The sequence below is a fragment of the Clostridium sp. DL1XJH146 genome (genome assembly GCF_054819755.1).
The window spans coordinates 1-18,712 of record NZ_JBTVVN010000038.1; the positions used below are offsets into that span (position 1 = coordinate 1).

Sequence of the window (18,712 nt, forward strand, 5' to 3'; positions counted from 1 at the left end):
TTTGTGGCTCGTTTTTTCATTAAAAAAATAAAAAACTGAGGCTATCTCAGTTTTCTATTCTGAGACAGCCCCTTTTTTTTATTCAAAAAATTATATTTCTTTTCAATAAAGTATTAAGTGTTATGGAAAATTAATTTTGTTGATTTTTTTAGGAATTAGCCTAATATTCCATAAAAAATAAAAATTTAACAAGGATTTTACTGATTTTGGTAGAATATAATAATATAGTATAATTAAATTTGTATTTTTATTATACATTTATATAAAAAACATTATTAATATTTTATCAATTTGTAATATTCAATATATATAAAACATATAATTTTAAAATTAGTATGTTTAAAAATGTGCAAGTTGCATATTGATTTAAGGACATATTTTTTATGTAAAATTAAAGGTTGTTAATAATGTCAATTTTTAAGAAAAGGGTATTACATGAAAACTTAGGTTAGGAAAAAATAGGAGGCAAAAAAATGAATGACTTATTATTTCAAAAAATCATTGATTCTTTAGAAGAAATATGTGCTGAAAAAGAAATTAGTAAAATTAATAAACTCCATGTGACAGTGAATAAGAATAGTTCTATTACATTAGATTCGCTTAAAGAAGAGATGTATACTAATATTCCTCAATTATTAAACAATCAGCTCATGATTATTGTTGATAATTTGGATATAGGTGGTATACCTGCTATAATTAATAGTATTGAGGGAGAATAGGTATTTAGAGAAATACCATGTATTTTACGGTGTGTAATTAAGAAATTATCATTTTATAATATCTTTTAATAGTTTTTCAAAAATAATATAATGGATATGGCAAAAAAGTAATTTAGTTGAGATTCAACCACAATATATAGCGTCAGATATTGTGGTTGTTTTTAATTCAAATTACTTTTGGTGTTTAACCATGTAATGAGTAAATTGTTTTTTGTCCATAGTACTTTACAAATTTAACGTGCTAAAGTATAATACTTAAAGTAAAGAAAATTAAGGGGGAAAATATTATGAAAAAAAGATTAGGATTAGTTTTAGCAGGAGTTATGATAATTGCAGGTGTTTTTGCTGGATGTGGAAATAATGAAGTTGCAGAGGGAGATAACTCTCTTAAGTATATTCAAGACAAGGGGACTATAGTTCTAGGGTTAGACGATAGCTTTCCACCAATGGGATTTAGAGATGAAAGTGGAGAAATTGTAGGATTTGATATTGATTTAGCTAAAGAAGTTGCAGAAAAGTTAGGTGTTGAATTAGAACTTCAACCAATTGATTGGGATGCAAAAGTATTAAGTTTAAATAATAAGGATATTGATTTGATATGGAACGGACTTACTATTACTGAGGAAAGAAAAGAAAAAGTTGAGTTTACAAACCCATATTTAGCGAATAGTCAAATAATTATTGTAAATGAAGATTCTGATATAAATACAAAAGCGGATTTAAAAGATAAGATTGTAGGAGTTCAGTTGAGTAGTAGTGGACAAGATGCAGTAACTGCAGATGAAGATACTGCTTCATCTCTTAAAGAGTTAAGAAAATATGCAACTTACCCAGAAGCTCTATTAGATTTAAAAGCTGGTAGAACAGATGCTGTTGTTATAGATGAGGTTGTTGGAAGATATTATATTTCTAAAAAACCAGGTGAGTATAAAGTTGCAGAAGAAAACTTTGGTGCAGAAGAATATGGTGTTGGTTTTAGAAAAGGCGAAGTTGAATTAGTAGAAGAAGTGAATAAAATACTTGAAGAACTAAAAGAAGACGGAACATCAGCTGAAATCTCTATAAAGTGGTTTGGCGAGGACATTGTGAAATAGCAGGAGGATAAAAAGTGGATTATCTTATAAATATAACTTTATTTATATTAGAGGGAAGTAAAATTACAGTAAAACTTTATATTATTACTATGTTATTTTCAATTCCGGTGGGGATGCTTGGGGCTATTGGTAAAACATCAAAATTAAAATATGTAAAAGTTTTATTAGAGGGGTATACAAGTATAATAAGAGGTACGCCACTGTTGTTACAACTATTCTTTGTTTATTATGGATTACCTGTTATAGGAATAAGAATAGGACAGTTTTCGGCAGCGTCACTAACTTTTATTATTAATTATGGGGCTTATTTTACTGAAATATTTAGGGCAGGTATCCAATCAATAGATAAGGGACAATATGAAGCAGCTAAAGCCTTAGGTATGGATTCGAAACAGACTATGAGAAAAATAATTTTACCACAGGCGATAAAACGTGTTATACCACCTACATCTAATGAGGCTATTACTCTTGTGAAAGACACAGCTCTAGTAGCTGCAATTGGAATGGGTGATATACTAAGAGGTGCCAAAGAAGTGCTTACAAGAGATTTTAATATACTACCTTTCGTTATAGCGGCTATTATTTATTTGATATTCACTTTCTTGATTGTAAAAATATTTAAAAAGATTGAATCTAAGTATTCAGTATATGAATAGGAGTTTTATTTTATGAATGTAATTAAAACAATGAAATTGAATAAAAATTTTGGTAAACTTCATGTATTGAAAGACATCGATTTTGAAATTAGCAAAGGTGAAGTAATATCAATAATAGGTCCGTCAGGTTCAGGGAAAAGTACTTTTTTAAGGTGTTTAAATAACTTAGAAGAGGTTGATGATGGAGTAATTGAAATAGAAGGTAACTTGATAGCTAGTTTTGATACAAAAGGAAAAAATTCTATTACTGAGAAAGAAATACGAGAAAGATGCAAGAAAATTGGTATGGTGTTTCAAGGGTTTAATTTATTTCCTCATAAAACTGTATTAGAAAATATTACAGTATCGCCTATTACAGTAGATAAAATCAGCAAAGAAAATATAGAAAAAGAAGCAGAAGAATTATTAGAAAAAGTGGGACTTTTAGATAAAAAAAATAGTTATCCATCTCAAATATCAGGTGGACAGAAACAAAGAGTTGCTATTGCAAGAGCACTTGCTATGAAACCAGACATTATGCTTTTTGACGAACCTACATCAGCATTAGATCCTGAACTAGTAGGGGAAGTTTTAAAGGTTATAAAAGAACTGGTTAAGGAAGATATGACTATGGTGATAGTAACTCATGAAATGAGTTTTGCGAGAGAGGTATCGGATAGAATTATTTTTATGGATGAAGGAAGAATTTTAGAGGATGGGGCTCCTTATAGAATTTTTGAAAATCCAGAACATCCGAGGATTAAGAGTTTTATTGATAAAATGATTTAATCTTAAATGCACAATGCACAATGCACAATTAATAAAAGAGATTTTTTAGCGAAGCTAAAAAATCTCTTTTATTAATTTAAAGATTCTCGTCATTAGACGAGAATCTTCATTCAATTGCAAATTGAACATTGGATTTTTAAAAAAACTATTCTTTTATTTCACATGTATAAGGATATACTTCAGCAACAGATTTACCTAATGTGTCTGCAAATTTATCTGCATCAATTTCCTCAACTACATGGTTATCTTTGTAAATTCGAGTATTCCATATCTCACCCTCATCTGATAATAATATCTCACCTGGATAACAACTTCCATCATCAAAAGTAATATTACCTTTTTTCCATTCCATTATTAAAACTCCTTTCTAATGTTCTTAATTAATTAAAGATTTTCTGACCAAAGGGAAGAAAATCATCCATAATTGTGCATTGTGCATTGTGCATTGTGCATTGTGCATTAGAATTTGGTTTTGGGTTCAATTATATTTTGTCCATATTTTAAATTTATATTTATTATAATAAAAAAACAGTATTCAAATATAACTATTAAGCATAGATTATTAATGTGATTATTTTTATGGAGGTACTCAATGAACGGGTATAGAGATGAATTTGATGATTATGAAATGTTACCAATGCCTACAATGCCAGTGTTTTTTCCTACTCCTATGGAGTTTTTAGATGAAAGTGGCTTTGAAGAAGTTAAAAATGGCAATTTAGATTTAGAAGATACAGAAGAATACAATAGGAATTTTAATAGACAAAAGAAGAAAAATAAAAAAGATAAAGATTATGATTACAATAATAAAGATTATTATAATAAAGATTATTATAATAGAGATGTAAGAAGAATATTAAGAAAAATAGAAACTTATAATCCGGGTATATTTAGGTACTTAGCAATGTACGGTGTGCCTTATGATGCAGCAAGAAAAATTGTAAGGAGAATAATAAGATTGACACTTATGTATTATGATGATTAAAGCAAAAACTCTTAAGTCAAAAGACTTGAGAGTTTTTTGCTTCTATTAAAAAGGAAATGGAACATTGTTGACGAAATTGTTATTAAAGAGAGGTTATATTATGTTTGATGTAAAAATATTTAGTGAAAATATTATGTATCAAAGCATTGATGAAAATAATATAAAAAGAGTGCTGAATTGGGTGATTAGTAATGATATAGGTGATAAATCGGTATTTAGAAATGAGAAACAAATACAAGAATTTATAGCACAGTATTATTTAAGTGAATGCGAATTAATGATTTTTGTAGAAGATAAATCTGAAATCATAGGGTTTTTTAGTGGTAATTTAGAATTTAAAAATCCTAATGAATTGTGGATAAATTTTTTTGGATTTGATAAGAAAATTATAGGCATTTCATATGAGGTTGAATTAATAGATAGGTTTATCGTATTATTTTTAAAAAAATATGATGTAGAAAAAATATTCATAAGATTAAGATGTGATGATAAATTTTACATAAAATATTTTAACGAGAGAAATTATTATTCATATAATTACCACAAAATAGCGACAATAAAATGTAAAAATTTCATCTATTTACACAAGGGAATTGATAAAAATGCTTAATACAATTCAAAAATATTTAGAATTTGACAAAAAGGTACATTTTATAATATAATCATTTTTAGGTGAATGTTGGAATAGATATATATAAAGCTAGTATAAAGGCTTTTATTGTTAAACACAATTGATGAGAGGTAAATTCACAAAATGTTTGTGTGAAGCTACTTCAAAAGCTCAGGGAGGATAAAAATGAAAAAGTCAATTTCGAAATCAGTATTTTTTACTTTCATTTTTATTGGATTTTTAGGTTTGTTTATTTGTTTTGGTTCTGAAACTGCTAAAGCTGATGTTGTGAAAAAATCATCTTTTAACACTACACAACTTTCATCTACATTAAGCAGTGGAAGAGTAATAACAGTGCCTGAATCGCAGGCTGAGAAATTGAAAATGTCTAGAGGGAAAACAGTAGGCTTAAGCATAGTTGAATACGCTTACCAATTTCTCGGACGTCCATATGTATGGGGGGCAGAAGGACCAAGTTCTTTTGATTGTTCTGGTTTTACTATGTATGTTTATAGACAGTTTGGTTATTATTTACCACATTACACAGGTTATCAATGGCAAAAAGGAACAGCAGTTTCAAGAAGTGAATTGCAAATTGGTGATTTAGTTTTCTTCAATACTACAGGAAGTTATTCACATGTAGGGATATATATTGGGAATAGCAATTTCATACATGCATCTTCCGGTTCTTATCAAGTTAAGATAAGTAGTTTAAATGAATCCTACTATAATTCAAGATTCTGTGGTGGAAGAAGAATAATTTAAAACAAATAAGCTGACATTTCTGTCCAAGCTAGACCTAGTTAAATAGGTCTATTTTTTTATCCCATAGTAAAGTTTTTTTACTATGGGATAAAAAAGTAAGGAGTGCAGGGGAATTATTCCCCACTTCTTTCAGGACGGTGCTCAGGCGCGTTAGCACCGTCGAAGGAAACCTAAGGTTTCATAGCGAAGCAGCTTTGCTGCTTTTTTTTGCATATTTATTTTTTCTCCTAATATATTTTTAATAAGTGATTCTATACGGGGGTGAAGAAATGAAATACACAAGATATAATTTAAAAAAGGAGAAATCTAATGGAATTTATTTTATTACTATAATTGCAGGTGTAGTAATTATTTCCATTCTAGTTGGGACGTTAATATCTAATGTTTTTATTAAAGACAAGTTTGAAGAAATAAATAATTCTCATGAAGGTACAGAAATACAAGAAGGTGAAAATGATAAAAGTACGGATTCAGAAGGGATAGTAATTGAATCAATTGATGAAAGTGACACTAGTACAAGTGATGCAAATAAAAATAGTGGAGTAGTAGAAAGTACCGATAATAATATTTTTTATTTTCTCCAATGTGGAGCTTTTCAAGATGAAAGTAATGCTATTTCTCTTTCAAATGAATTAAATGGTTTTGGTGATTGTATTATTATTGAAGACGAAAATATTTTTAAAGTGGTTCTTGGAATTTATAAAGAAGAAGAACTAAATCAAATAAAAGTAAAGTTAGAAGCAGCAAATGTTGAATATGCTAGGAATACTATTTCTATAGATATAGGAGATAATCAGAATGAGGACATTGTAAAGGTATTAAATGCTCATTATGAAATTCTTAAGGAATTAGAAAACAATAAAGTAGAAGAGATTAAAACAGATTCGATAAAGAGCTGGATTGTTGAATTAAGTAATAATGAGATTACAGATCCTAATTTGCTTGAGATAATTAAATTTACCGAAGAATTACCGAATCCTATTAAGGAAGAATATCTAAAAGAGTATAAAACAGAGCTGTACGAATTTTTAAGGAAATTCAAGTAATTATGTAAAAAAAAGCGACAACGTCGCTTTTTTATTAATTTTTTGAGAAATATTTCTCACCTACTTGTTAATAGAAATATAAAATGTTAAACTATACTAGAAATCAGAATTAAAATAATTATGATTAGCTAAAGTGAAGTTTTTTAGCCAAAATCAAATAGTGTCTGTAATATATTAAATATATTTGAATATAAAAGTTAAATATGTTTATAATTAAAATAATGAGACATTTAGGAGTGGTATTTTGCGAATAATATTAGCTTCAGAATCACCTAGAAGAAAAGAACTTTTGGAAAGACTTATTACTAACTTTGAAATAATAAAAAGTGGGTTTGACGAAAATTCAATAGAATTCCAGAGTGATATTGGAGAGTATGCCGGTAAATTAGCAACTGGGAAAGCATATCATGTTTTGCAAAATATTAATGATGAAAGTATTATTATTGCTAGTGATACTCTTGTGTTTTTAGATGGAGATATTTTATGTAAACCTAAAGATAAACAAGATGCTTATAAAATGCTTAGAAAATTAAGTGGGAAAACTCATCAAGTTTGTACAGGGATAACCCTAATTAATAGTAAGACTAATAAATTAATGAACGATTATGTAATAACAAATGTTAAATTTTCAGAACTTACAGATGAAGATATAACTAAGTACATAGATTCTGGTGAAGGTTTTGGTAAAGCAGGATCGTATGCTATTCAAGGTTTAGGTGGAGTTTTTGTTGAAAAAATTGATGGATGTTATTATAATGTTGTGGGGTTACCAATAAATAGACTCAAATCTATGCTTATAGGGATGGGGGTAAATCTATAGAAAGAAGGGATTTTATGCAAGATTCTATCTCTATAAAAGATTTACCTCAAAGTGAAAGACCAAGAGAGAAGTTGTTTAAGTATGGAGCTTCCATATTATCGAACAGTGAACTTTTAGCAATTGTTTTACGAACTGGACTTAAAAATGAAGGCGTAATTAGTCTATGTAATAGGATTCTTATTGAGGCCGGAGGCATAAGTGGATTATTTGATTTATCTCCAGAAGAATTAATGGAAATAAAGGGAGTGGGTAATGCTAAAGCATCGCAACTTTTGGCTTTGCAAGAACTTACAAAAAGGTTTGGAACATTTAGGTCAGGAGATGAATATAAAATTAATTCGCCTTCTGATGCAGCAAATATGCTGATGGAGGATATGAGATACTTAAAGGAAGAGCATTTGAAAGTTGTTATGCTTAATACAAAAAATATTGTCATCTCAGTTAAAGACGTATCAGTTGGGAGTTTGAATTCATCAATTGTTCATCCAAGAGAAGTTTTTTCTGAAGCTATCAAAAGATTAAGTGCTTCTATTATTGTATGCCATAATCACCCTTCAGGAGATCCAACTCCTAGTAAAGAAGATATTGACGTTACATATCGATTAGATAAAAGTAGCAAAATTTTAGGAATAGATTTATTAGACCATTTGATTATTGGTGATGGGAAATACGTAAGTTTAAAAGAACGTGGTATTCTGTAAAGGAATTGAAAGGAGAATATAAATGGCTATATTTGGAATGTCAAAAGACATGGGAATAGATTTAGGTACTGCAAATACATTAGTATACTTGAAAGGTAAAGGAATTGTTATTAGAGAACCTTCTGTTGTTGCAATTAATAAAACTACAAATAAAGTCCTTGCAGTAGGGGACGATGCAAAACAAATGATAGGAAGAACACCGGGTAATATAGTTGCTATAAGACCTCTTAGGGATGGAGTAATTGCGGATTTTGATGTTACAGAGGTAATGCTTAGACATTTTATAAGAAAAGCAATTAATAAAACTAATTTTGCTAGTCCTAGAATAGTGGTATGTTTTCCTTCAGGTGTAACAGCTGTAGAGAGAAGAGCTATTGAAGAAGCTACAAAAAGAGCTGGCGCTAGAGAAGTTCATCTTATGGAAGAACCTATGGCTGCAGCTGTTGGTGCAGGACTTCCTGTTCAAGAACCTACAGGTAGTATGGTTGTAGATATTGGTGGAGGAACTACTGAAGTTGCTGTTATTTCTCTTGGAGGCATTGTAACAAGCAGATCACTTAGAACAGCAGGAGATGATTTGGATACAGCAATAATATCTTATATCAAAAAACAATATAGTTTGATGATAGGAGAAAGAACTGCTGAATCAATCAAAATCACTATTGGTTCTGCTTTTGAAGTTGCTCATGAAGAAGTAGCACTTGATGATGAAAATGAATCTTTGAGAAAAGAATATATGGAAATAAGAGGAAGAGATTTAATAACTGGTCTTCCAAAAATCGTTGAAATCTCAGAGAGAGAAATAAGAGATGCTTTGAGTGAACCAATAGAAGCTATAATAGAAGCTATCAAGACTAGTTTAGAAAAAACGCCTCCAGAGCTAGCTGCAGATATTATGGATAAAGGTATTATGCTCACTGGTGGGGGAGCATTACTAAGAGGGCTTGATAGGCTTATAAATAAAGAAACACATATGCCAGTAAATATAGCTGATTCACCTCTTGATTGTGTTGCTTTTGGAGCAGGCAAAGCCCTTGATAACATTAACAAATTAGGGAAGAAGAGATAAGAATGAGAAGGAAAAAGACAATTAATAAGCTGACAGTTACTATTTTAGTGCTGTCAGTTGCATTTTTGGGAATAATTGGGTATAGCAATAATAGTACTAATAAGAATTTTCTAGAAAGTTTTTTAGGAACAATAATTAATCCAATACAATCAGGATTATATAAAATTAATGATAATATCATAGGAAATATCTCGATTATTACCAATTTGAATGAGGTAAAAGAAGAAAACAAAAACCTAAAAGAAGAAAATATAGAATTGCAGAATAAAATAGCAAACTATGATTCGCTACAGGCTGAAAATGATAGATTAACAGGATTATTAAATATTAAAGATACAATGTCTGAATATGATTACGTAGGTTGTGAAATTGTAGGAAAAACCGGACAAAATATTTATGATGGATTTGTTATAAATAGGGGTAGCGAAGATGATCTTTATGCAGGTATGGTTGTTATTAATTCGTCAGGATTAGTAGGTAGAATTATTTCTGTTGGTAAAAATTGGTCTATAGTTCAGACTGTGTTAAATGAAAATATAGCAATTGCAGCTCTTATCGAAGATACTAGAGAAAGTGATTGTATTGTAAGAGGGTATACCGATTTTGATGATGAAAAGTATTTAAAACTTTCCTATTTATCTATAGAAAACGAGATAAAAGAAGGAGATACTATTTCCACTTCTGGAATAGGAGAAATATATCCTAAAGGTATAAAAATTGGGACTGTACTAGAAATAGAAGAGGATAAAGGTAAATTATCAAAGAGTGCTATAATTGACCCCATTGTTGATTTTAATACAATTGAAGAGTTGCTTGTGGTAATACCTAAAGAAACTAGAGAGGTTACTTATTAGGGTGATAGTATGAAGAAGACAATAGTTTTAATATTAATTTCAATTTTATTACTAGTTTTGGACAATTCATTTGTCCCTTTTATGGCTATTAAGGAAATCTATCCAAGCTTTATATATGTTTTTGCAATCTGTTTCTCTATAAAAAATGGTAGATGGGATGCTATCCAAATAGGGATTATTAGTGGTGTGTTACAAGATGTGTTTTTTATTAATACTTTTGGTATTAATTGTTTAGTTAATATGCTGTTGTGTCTTATAGCTGCTATTATTGGAGAAATGTTCTATAAGGATAATTTTATTGTACCAGCAGTAGTAAACTTTATTCTAGCTTTTATGAAAGTGTGTTTTGTTACTCTTATTTTAACCGTACTAGGGAAATATAGTTTCAGTATTAATTCTAACATTGTATTATTTAGTTTGTATAATATGTTAATTTCAATAGTGATATATGTTTTTGTGTATAATTTAAGTGAGAAGGACTATATGAAGGAAAATTGGGAATTTAAGAATAGAGGATAGGTATGAAAAATAAGAATAAAAATAAAAATAATTTAGCTAGAAGATTTTTAGCTTATACTGTAATAGTGGTAGTTATTTTTGTGCTCATTATAGTAAGAGTTGGATATATTCAAATAGTTAAAGGTGAAGAATATAAAGATATTGCTGAAAATAGGAGTATAACTGAAATTGTTGAAACAGCTGCTAGAGGAGATGTTTTAGATAGAAATGGAGAAATCTTAGCAGAAGATAAGGCTAGTTATTCTTTGATTTACAGAGAAACAAAAGATAGTAGCAATAACTTTTATTCCATTATGGATTTGGTTTTTAAAACTTTAGAAGAATATGGCGAAACTTTAGATGATGATTTTGAGTTAAAAGTAAATTCGGCTAATCAGCAGGAAGCTAATGCAGAGACTGGGTTTTACTTTGATTTTGGAACAACAAATGCTGATTCTATAAGATATAGGGAGTTGAGATTTAAAAAAGACAGGGGTATGGATTCGAAAGTTGCCAAAGAAATCTATAACAAAGACATTGGTGAATTAACAGAAGATGAAGAAACTATTGTCGATGAGGAGCTTTTGAAAATTACTCCTGAAGATACATTTCAGTATTTAATAGAATTATATAAGATTGATTCAAAAAGTGATTTGGATTTGGATTCTCTAAGTAATGATGAAATTCGCAAATATGTATTAATAAAAGATAAGTTATGGATAGCAGCACTGTCGGCAAATTCAGATATAACTATTGCTAAAAATATAAAGAAAACAACAGCTCTAAATATAAGTCAAAAAGGTTTGCCAGTTGATAATTCAGATGAAACAGGTATAGATACTGAAATTATTACTACAATACCTGGTATTAATGTATCGATTGAATTATATAGAAGTTATCCAAACAACGAACTGGGTTCTGCAGTTCTAGGGTATCTATCTAAAATTAATCCCGAACAGAAAGATAAATATGAAGAAAAAGGCTATAATGCAAATACTGATTATGTAGGTGTGTCTGGTATAGAAGGCGCTTTTGAACAGTATTTAAAAGGTGACAAAAGTTGGACTATTGCTGAAGTTAACAAGCAAGGAGTTACTGTTTCAGAAAAATTAACTAAACAATCACAACCTGGCGATAATGTTCAGCTTACCATTGATTCTGATCTTCAGGCTGTTGCTGAAAAAGCACTTGATGAAGTAATGATTAGTCAGCAAGAGGAAAAGTTACATGGAGATGTTGATACTACTAATGCAACAAGAGGAGCTGCTGTAGTAATTGATGTTAACACGGGAGAAATTCTTGCTTTAGTAAGTAGGCCAGGATATGACCCTAATGTATTCTCACAAGTAGGTGATCTTACAGCAGAACTTCAACAAGAATACTTTTCACCAGATTTAAGCATCTTTGGAGAAGAATATGTAACAGAGTTATTAGCTAGAAGTAGTGATGCAAGGGCAACGTTTGAAGGATTAGAAGTTTCTGAAATAGTAGATAAATTATTTCCATTAGATGATAGTATTGAAAATAATACTACAATAAGGGAAGACAGGTATGATATACATGCAAAGCCTCTGTTTAATTATGCAACAAAGAGTTTGATACCTCCAGGGTCTACCTTTAAACCGCTGATGGCTGTAGCTGCACTAGAAGAAGGCGTTGTTAATTCCACTGAAAAAATATATGATCCTGGATATTATGAAGTAGGAGATACAAAACTTGGTAGTTTGCATCCAGGACAATCATTTAATATTATGACTGCTTTAATGAAATCTAATAACCATTATTTTTATGAGATGGGAAGCCGATTATATGAAAAAGCTAGTAATGAAGATGTACTGAATAGTGGGTTTGATTCAATAGCAAATTATGCATGGCAATTTGGGCTAGGAGTGCCACAAACAGAAGATCCTTATACAGGTATTGAAATTTCTGAAAAATTTGGGCAGGTATATAATTACGAAAGCAATAAAAGAATTCAGACTGCTTTATATATGGATTCTTTATATAATTATTACTTAATTACAGGAACAAATGATGCACCTAGTGTAAAGGATAAAATAAAAGGGGTACCATATTATAATCCTATAGATTTGAATGTAAACTTAGATGATAGTGATGAAGTTATTGAAATAAAAGAAGATATAGAAGATTATTTAATTGAAACAATGCAATTAGAGTTTGATGAATATAAAGAAAGAGAGAAAGTATTCAGTACTCAAGTAGGAGAGATGTTAATGAATTTACTTGATGCTGATGATGAATTAAAAAATAACTATGAAGATGAAGAAATTGAAGATGAAATTGTTAGTATTATAGATGCAATGGCTAAGAGTATAAGTAGTTCTAGGTCACAAATTTTCAGTGGAAAAGTAAATTTAATAAGTGCGTCTATTGGTCAAGGTATAAACCAATTTACCCCTCTTCAAATAGCAATGTATACAGCAACTCTTGCCAATGGAGGAACTAGATATAGTGCTAATATAGTAGATAAAATAATTGACTCTGATGGAAATATTGTAAAAGACTATACCCCAGAAGTGATTAATACTATTGATATAAGCGACTCAACATTAAATACAGTAAAAGCTGGGATGAAACTTGTTATTGATAATACTTCTGGTACAGCATATAGTGCCTTTGAAGGATTCCCTATTACTTCAGCAGGTAAAACAGGATCTGCTACATTTGCAACTTATCAAGAGAAAATTGGTAGAACAGCATATGGTGTTTATATGGGTTTTGCTCCATATGATAACCCTGAAATTGCCATTTGTGTTGCTGTCTTCGATGGTGGTCACGGAGGAGAAGTAGCTGGAGTAGCTAGAGCAGTTTATGAAGAATACTTTAAGGAAGAATTGAAAACTAATTATCCAAATTATGTTCCGCAAAATACAATCAATGTAGATGGTGGTAATACTAGTTTAGAAAGTACGGAGCAACTCGAAACTGCTGTTACTGATCAAATAGAAGAAGATGCTGAACAAAATGATTAAGAAGATAGTATTTTACACACAAATGTTTTACAATAACAACATGACTAGTTGGTTTGTAAAAAAACCGAGAACGTTAAAAATATATAAATAGCTAAGAATATCAAAAATAAGACTCTATATCTTAAAGTACTAAGTAAATTAAGATATAGAGTATCTTAATTTTAAAAGGTTTATTAGGCTAATAAATTATTTAGTTAAATTAAAGAATTTCTGACTAAAGGGAAGAAACTCATCAAAAATTGTGCATTGTACATTGTGGATTATGCATTGAAGTAATCCCTTGTTTAATATTTCCTTAAAAAAATTTAATTATTTTGAAGGATTTTATTTAAAATTGTTGAAATATATAAATTAGATAACTATGGGGGTATGCTATGAAAGATGATGGACTAATTATTAAAGGAAATAAAGAGGGAATTAAAATTATTATTAATATAAATAAGTTTAAAGACTTTGACCATGCTCTACAAATGTTAGGGGATAGATTAGATAAAAGTAATAAATTTTATAAAGGAGCTTCTATTGTGATTGAAACACAACTAGCTCAAATAAATGAAAAAGGAGTAGCAAAAATAAAAAGTATGCTATTTGATGAATTTTTCATTAAAGAATGTGTGTTTGAAAATACAGAGGAAGATACTAAAAAAGTTTTTACGGGTGTTTATGAGGGTAGAACAAAATTTATAAGAAAAACTGTAAGAAGTGGACAGGTTGTAGAATATTCAGGAAATGTTGTTATAATTGGAGATGTTAATCCAGGGTCAGAGATATATGCAGGTGGAAATATTATGGTTTTTGGGTCAATTAGAGGTAATGTTCACGCAGGATATACAGGTAATAAGAAAGCTGTTATAACTTCTTTTAGACTGCAACCAGCTTTGTTACAAATTGCAAATATTATGACAAGGGCACCAGAAGGTGAAAAGCCTGATTACCCAGAAATCGCAAAAATAAAAGGATCATCAATTGTAGTTGAACCATATTCGATAAATAAATTTATATAATGGAGGTATAGTAATGAGTCAAGCTATAGTAGTAACATCAGGAAAAGGTGGAGTTGGAAAAACAACAACAGCAGCTAATATTGGAACTGCACTAGCGAATTTAGGGAAAAAGGTTGTAGTAATAGATGGTGATACTGGTCTTAGAAATCTAGATGTATTAATGGGCCTAGAAAATAGAATAGTTTTTACTCTTGTAGATGTTATTGAAGGAAGATGTAGATTAAATCAAGCTTTAATTAAGGATAAAAGAATTAAAGAACTTTTTCTTTTACCTACAGCACAAACGAGAGATAAAACGGATGTTGCAGTTGATAAAATGGCTAATATAGTAAAAGAGCTTAAAAATGATTTTGATTATGTAATAATTGATTGCCCTGCTGGAATAGAACAAGGTTTTGAAAGTTCAGTAGCTGCTGCAGATAGAGCTTTGATTGTTGTAAATCCTGAAGTGACATCTGTTAGAGATGCCGATAGAGTTATTGGAAAACTTGATTCAAAAGGAATTGAGGATCATCAACTTATAGTTAATAGATTAGATTATAAGATGGTTAAAAGAGGCGATATGCTAGATGTGACTGATATAATAGATAGTTTAGCTATTAAATTAATTGGAATTGTTCCTGCTGATGAAGAAATAACTGTAGCTACTAACAAAGGGGAACCGGTTGTTTTAAATGCCAAAGCTATTTCAGGTAAAGCGTTCAATAACATAGCGAGAAGGATTTTAGGAGAGGAAGTACCATACTTATCTCTTGAAACTAATGGTTCTTCATTTTCAGCAACAATTAAAAAAATATTTAAAGTAAAATAGGAGGAGAATATGGATTTATTAAAGGTGTTCAATACTAGGTCATCCAAAGATTTAGCAAAAGATAGATTAAAACTTATTTTAATACATGATAGGGCAAAAATTTCCCCGGCTTTAATTGAAATGATGAAAACAGATATACTTAAAGTTATAGAGAAATATGTGGAAATAGACGACAGTGAAGTGGAAGTAAGCTTAACTAGTATAGATGAAATTGAAGGTTCATATCCTGCTTTAATTGCTAATATTCCAATAAAAAATATGAAATTATGAGATAACTATAAATTATAAAAAAGTTAATATTTTAATCCCTTTTTATATGGTATAATCTATTTTGTATGGAGGGATATATGTGCTAGAGAAGCTTACGATTAATAAAAAATTACTTAAAGAATTAGATTATGGATTAATTATCACTTCGATAATTATTGTTTGTTTTGGATGTATTAATATTGGGATTGCCTCAAGTAATCATTACGCAGAACTGCAATTTATATGGTTGTTACTCTCTTTAGCTGTAGTGTATTGCGTGTTACTTATAGATTATAGTCGTTTTATGAATTTTGCCCCTTTTATTTATTGGGCAGGAATAATTCTATTGTTTCTTAATGATTTCTTGATTGGTACTGAGAAAAAAGGGGCACAAGCATGGATATCACTTGGGAGTAGGGCTATTCAACCATCAGAGTTTGCAAAGCTTGGTATGATACTTATGATTGCTTCACTGCTTCAAGAAATGAAAGGTGATATAAATAGGCCTGCAAATTTCTTTAAGTTAGCTTTTTATGCCGTATTACCTATGGCGTTAATAGTTATTCAACCAGATATGGGGATGACTATGGTATGCTTTTTTATAGTTCTTGGAATATTTTTCACTTTTGGCTTTGATATGAGAGTGATTATAGGGGGACTTTTATCAATAGTAATTCTTATAGCTGTAATCTGGAATTCAGGTATTATGCCTGAATATTGGAAAGCAAGATTAACATCTTTTCTTAACCCAGATGAATATTCTATGACCTTTGGATGGCAGCTAAACCAGTCAATAATAGGAATTGGTTCGGGTCAGATTTATGGTGAAATTGGCGAGAATATGGGAGACTTAATTAACAATGGAAAGACTTTTAATATATTGTCTCAAGAGTATAAAGACCAATCTCTTGTAAGCACAATTCCAGAAGCTTTTACTGATTTTATTTTTGCAGCAGTGTGTCTTGAATGGGGATTTGTAGGAGCGATGATATTTTTGCTGGTCTATGGATTTTTGATTTTCAGGATGATAAGCATTGCTAGGAATTCAAAGGATATTTTTGGTGCTGTTGTTACTATTGGAGTATGTTCTACTTTCATATTTTCGATTTTACAAAATATAGGTATGACTATAGGAATTATGCCTATTACAGGAATAACATTACCGTTTATGAGTTATGGAGGAAGTTCACTTTTATCAAATTTCATAGGGGTTGCCATAGTATTGAATATTGGTATGAGAAAGAAAAAAATAGTGTTTTAGGGGGATTGAAATTTGAATATTGCATTGGTTGCACATGATGGTAGAAAAAAAGAATTGATAGAATTTGTTGTGAGATATAAAAGTGTATTTGAAAATTATAAACTTTTTGCAACAGGGACAACAGGTAAGCTTTTGACAGAAGAAACTGGCCTGGAAATACATAGATTTAAATCAGGGCCATTAGGTGGAGACCAGCAGATAGGCGCATTAGTTGCAACTGGCAATATGGATATGATATTCTTTTTAAGGGACCCATTAACTGCACAACCTCATGAACCAGACGTATCAGCGTTATTAAGAATATGTGACGTTCATCACGTTCCACTTGCTACTAATATTGGTTCAGCTGAAGTTTTTGTTAAAGCTTTAATGACGAAACGATACTAGGAGAGCAATGTACAATACACAATGCACAATGCACAATCAAAAGATAAAATATAATTAGCAATTAGCAATTAGCAATTAGCAATTAGCAATTAGCAATTAGCAATTAGCAATTAGCAATTAGCAATTAGCAACTAACAATTAGCAAATTGCAATTTGCAATTAAAAGATAGTGTGAAGAGTGCAGAGTGAAGTGAAGGTTGATTTTCTCCTTCGTTGAAAAATATTTAAATTCATAGAAGATTAGAAGAATAATACATTAAATAGTGCAATAGGATAACTAGAAATTTAAGTTGTCCTATTGTTTTTTTGTGGTATTTATTTTTGTTGCTAAAAATCACAAATTATATAGAAGAATATTATTTTGTGGGAAAATGGTGAAAAAAATCACGAAGGTTTTAATTATTTGAACATATAGGGTATTCAGGGTAGCTATTTATTTTTGATATCTGAATTTGTGATGTATGAAATTTGTTAAGTGTGGAAAGTTTCTGCAAGTACAGATGAATTATAACTAAGAAGATTATATTCTTTGCTTTTGAATTTAAAATATAATTAAAGATTCTCCGAAGAATGAGGAAAATCATCCTCAATTGTGCATTGTGAATTGTGCATTGTATATTGAACTTAAGTTGTGCATTACCGATTGATTTGTAATAAATATTATTATTTTTAATATAATTATAATAGTAATTGCATGTAGGGGGAATTTATGAGGAGCTATAATAATGAATATGAAGATTACTATAGGAATTTAGTTAGAGGAAATGCTAATGGAAATATTAAACAGGATAAAAATCACAGTGGAACTAAAATTGGAAGGAGGTTGATTCAAGAATTTGCAGGAACTTTAGTTCTAGCTGCAATTGTTCTTGGTTGTAGAGCTATTGACACACCCCAAACAGTAGCTTTTTATAACTATTCAAAAGAATTGGTAGGGAAAAATTTTGATTATGAAGAATTCTATAGTGGTGTAAAGAGAACTGATTATGGAAGTGTTTTAACAGAAAAAATTGAAGAAATACTTGATGTTTTTAATTCTAATATATTCAATGAAGAAACTATTAAAGAAAGAATAGATGAAAAATTCAAACAACCTTTAGATTCGGAGGCTGAACTTGACAAAGAAAATGATTCATTATTATACAACTTAGAAAATTCTAAACCTATTTTAGCTAGTAGCAATGGAGTAGTAAAAGAAATAAATGATTTAGGAAATGAAATGAATACTGTTATTATTGATCATGGATACGGAATAGAAACTAAGTATTCAAATTTAAAAAATATTTATGTAAAGGAAGGCAATGAGGTTAAAACGGGTACTGAATTAGGAGTTGCAGGGGAGCAAGGAGAAAAAACTACAATGAAGTTTGAAATTTTCTATATGGGACAAAAAAGAAACCTAACAAGTTGCTTAAACTGAAG

Annotated in this window: 21 protein-coding genes; 20 read left to right on the forward strand and 1 reads right to left on the reverse strand. The window is 29.9% G+C overall.

The features are described 5' to 3' along the window. The first annotated feature begins 473 nt into the window (after window positions 1–473). From ACVHXK_RS15000 to ACVHXK_RS15015, 4 genes are all read left to right on the forward strand, one after another. The gene (locus ACVHXK_RS15000; protein WP_461207224.1) at window positions 474–719 is read left to right on the forward strand and encodes a hypothetical protein; all 246 of its coding nucleotides are present in this window, start codon (window positions 474–476) and stop codon (window positions 717–719) included. Window positions 720–1,006: 287 nt separating this feature from the next. Further along, window positions 1,007–1,813, forward strand: a complete 807-nt coding sequence (locus ACVHXK_RS15005; RefSeq protein ID WP_461207225.1) for an amino acid ABC transporter substrate-binding protein — start codon at window positions 1,007–1,009, stop codon at window positions 1,811–1,813. Window positions 1,814–1,827: 14 nt separating this feature from the next. After that, complete coding sequence (locus ACVHXK_RS15010; RefSeq protein WP_461207226.1) at window positions 1,828–2,469, forward strand: amino acid ABC transporter permease; 642 nt, start codon at window positions 1,828–1,830, stop codon at window positions 2,467–2,469. Between the two features lie 12 nt (window positions 2,470–2,481). Further along, a complete protein-coding gene (locus ACVHXK_RS15015) occupies window positions 2,482–3,237 on the forward strand; it encodes an amino acid ABC transporter ATP-binding protein (protein ID WP_461207227.1) in 756 nt (251 codons plus the stop codon). Window positions 3,238–3,382: 145 nt separating this feature from the next. On the opposite strand, the gene ACVHXK_RS15020 is transcribed toward ACVHXK_RS15015, so the two are convergent. Further along, on the reverse strand, window positions 3,383–3,589 hold the full coding sequence (locus ACVHXK_RS15020; RefSeq protein WP_461207228.1) for a hypothetical protein: 207 nt from the start codon (window positions 3,587–3,589) through the stop codon (window positions 3,383–3,385). 240 nt (window positions 3,590–3,829) lie between these two features. Between ACVHXK_RS15020 and ACVHXK_RS15025 the strand changes: the two genes are divergently transcribed. The 16 genes from ACVHXK_RS15025 (at window position 3,830) to ACVHXK_RS15100 (ending at window position 18,710) form a co-directional block, all read left to right on the forward strand. Further along, window positions 3,830–4,222: a hypothetical protein gene (locus ACVHXK_RS15025; RefSeq protein ID WP_461207229.1), complete on the forward strand. Its 393-nt coding sequence runs from the start codon at window positions 3,830–3,832 to the stop codon at window positions 4,220–4,222. Window positions 4,223–4,322: 100 nt separating this feature from the next. Then, a complete protein-coding gene (locus ACVHXK_RS15030; RefSeq protein WP_461207230.1) occupies window positions 4,323–4,832 on the forward strand; it encodes a hypothetical protein in 510 nt (169 codons plus the stop codon). A gap of 186 nt (window positions 4,833–5,018) precedes the next feature. Continuing rightward, window positions 5,019–5,597, forward strand: a complete 579-nt coding sequence (locus tag ACVHXK_RS15035) for a C40 family peptidase (RefSeq protein WP_461207231.1) — start codon at window positions 5,019–5,021, stop codon at window positions 5,595–5,597. Window positions 5,598–5,866: 269 nt separating this feature from the next. Then, on the forward strand, window positions 5,867–6,643 hold the full coding sequence (locus tag ACVHXK_RS15040; RefSeq protein ID WP_461207232.1) for an SPOR domain-containing protein: 777 nt from the start codon (window positions 5,867–5,869) through the stop codon (window positions 6,641–6,643). Between the two features lie 241 nt (window positions 6,644–6,884). After that, window positions 6,885–7,463, forward strand: a complete 579-nt coding sequence (locus ACVHXK_RS15045) for a Maf-like protein (protein ID WP_461207259.1) — start codon at window positions 6,885–6,887, stop codon at window positions 7,461–7,463. Between the two features lie 14 nt (window positions 7,464–7,477). Next, window positions 7,478–8,164, forward strand: coding sequence for a RadC family protein (gene radC, locus ACVHXK_RS15050; protein WP_461207233.1), 687 nt, complete (start codon window positions 7,478–7,480; stop codon window positions 8,162–8,164). Between the two features lie 22 nt (window positions 8,165–8,186). After that, on the forward strand, window positions 8,187–9,233 hold the full coding sequence (locus ACVHXK_RS15055) for a rod shape-determining protein (protein WP_461207234.1): 1,047 nt from the start codon (window positions 8,187–8,189) through the stop codon (window positions 9,231–9,233). Window positions 9,234–9,235: 2 nt separating this feature from the next. Then, the gene (mreC, locus tag ACVHXK_RS15060) at window positions 9,236–10,087 is read left to right on the forward strand and encodes a rod shape-determining protein MreC (protein WP_461207235.1); all 852 of its coding nucleotides are present in this window, start codon (window positions 9,236–9,238) and stop codon (window positions 10,085–10,087) included. Window positions 10,088–10,096: 9 nt separating this feature from the next. Next, window positions 10,097–10,606 carry a rod shape-determining protein MreD gene (mreD, locus tag ACVHXK_RS15065; protein ID WP_461207236.1) on the forward strand — a complete coding sequence of 170 codons (510 nt, stop codon included), beginning with the start codon at window positions 10,097–10,099 and terminating at the stop codon, window positions 10,604–10,606. Between the two features lie 2 nt (window positions 10,607–10,608). After that, window positions 10,609–13,578, forward strand: coding sequence for a penicillin-binding transpeptidase domain-containing protein (locus tag ACVHXK_RS15070; protein ID WP_461207237.1), 2,970 nt, complete (start codon window positions 10,609–10,611; stop codon window positions 13,576–13,578). A 374-nt stretch (window positions 13,579–13,952) separates the two neighbouring features. Next, entirely contained in the window at window positions 13,953–14,582 is a 630-nt protein-coding gene (gene minC / locus ACVHXK_RS15075) for a septum site-determining protein MinC (protein WP_461207238.1), read from the forward strand. Between the two features lie 13 nt (window positions 14,583–14,595). Beyond that, window positions 14,596–15,393, forward strand: a complete 798-nt coding sequence (gene minD, locus ACVHXK_RS15080; RefSeq protein WP_461207239.1) for a septum site-determining protein MinD — start codon at window positions 14,596–14,598, stop codon at window positions 15,391–15,393. 9 nt (window positions 15,394–15,402) lie between these two features. Further along, window positions 15,403–15,663 carry a cell division topological specificity factor MinE gene (gene minE / locus ACVHXK_RS15085; RefSeq protein WP_461207240.1) on the forward strand — a complete coding sequence of 87 codons (261 nt, stop codon included), beginning with the start codon at window positions 15,403–15,405 and terminating at the stop codon, window positions 15,661–15,663. 79 nt (window positions 15,664–15,742) lie between these two features. Continuing rightward, window positions 15,743–16,903 carry an FtsW/RodA/SpoVE family cell cycle protein gene (locus ACVHXK_RS15090; RefSeq protein WP_461207241.1) on the forward strand — a complete coding sequence of 387 codons (1,161 nt, stop codon included), beginning with the start codon at window positions 15,743–15,745 and terminating at the stop codon, window positions 16,901–16,903. Window positions 16,904–16,915: 12 nt separating this feature from the next. Then, window positions 16,916–17,290, forward strand: coding sequence for a methylglyoxal synthase (gene mgsA / locus ACVHXK_RS15095; protein WP_461207242.1), 375 nt, complete (start codon window positions 16,916–16,918; stop codon window positions 17,288–17,290). Window positions 17,291–17,999: 709 nt separating this feature from the next. Next, window positions 18,000–18,710 carry a M23 family metallopeptidase gene (locus ACVHXK_RS15100; protein ID WP_461207243.1) on the forward strand — a complete coding sequence of 237 codons (711 nt, stop codon included), beginning with the start codon at window positions 18,000–18,002 and terminating at the stop codon, window positions 18,708–18,710. Window positions 18,711–18,712 lie beyond the last annotated feature (2 nt).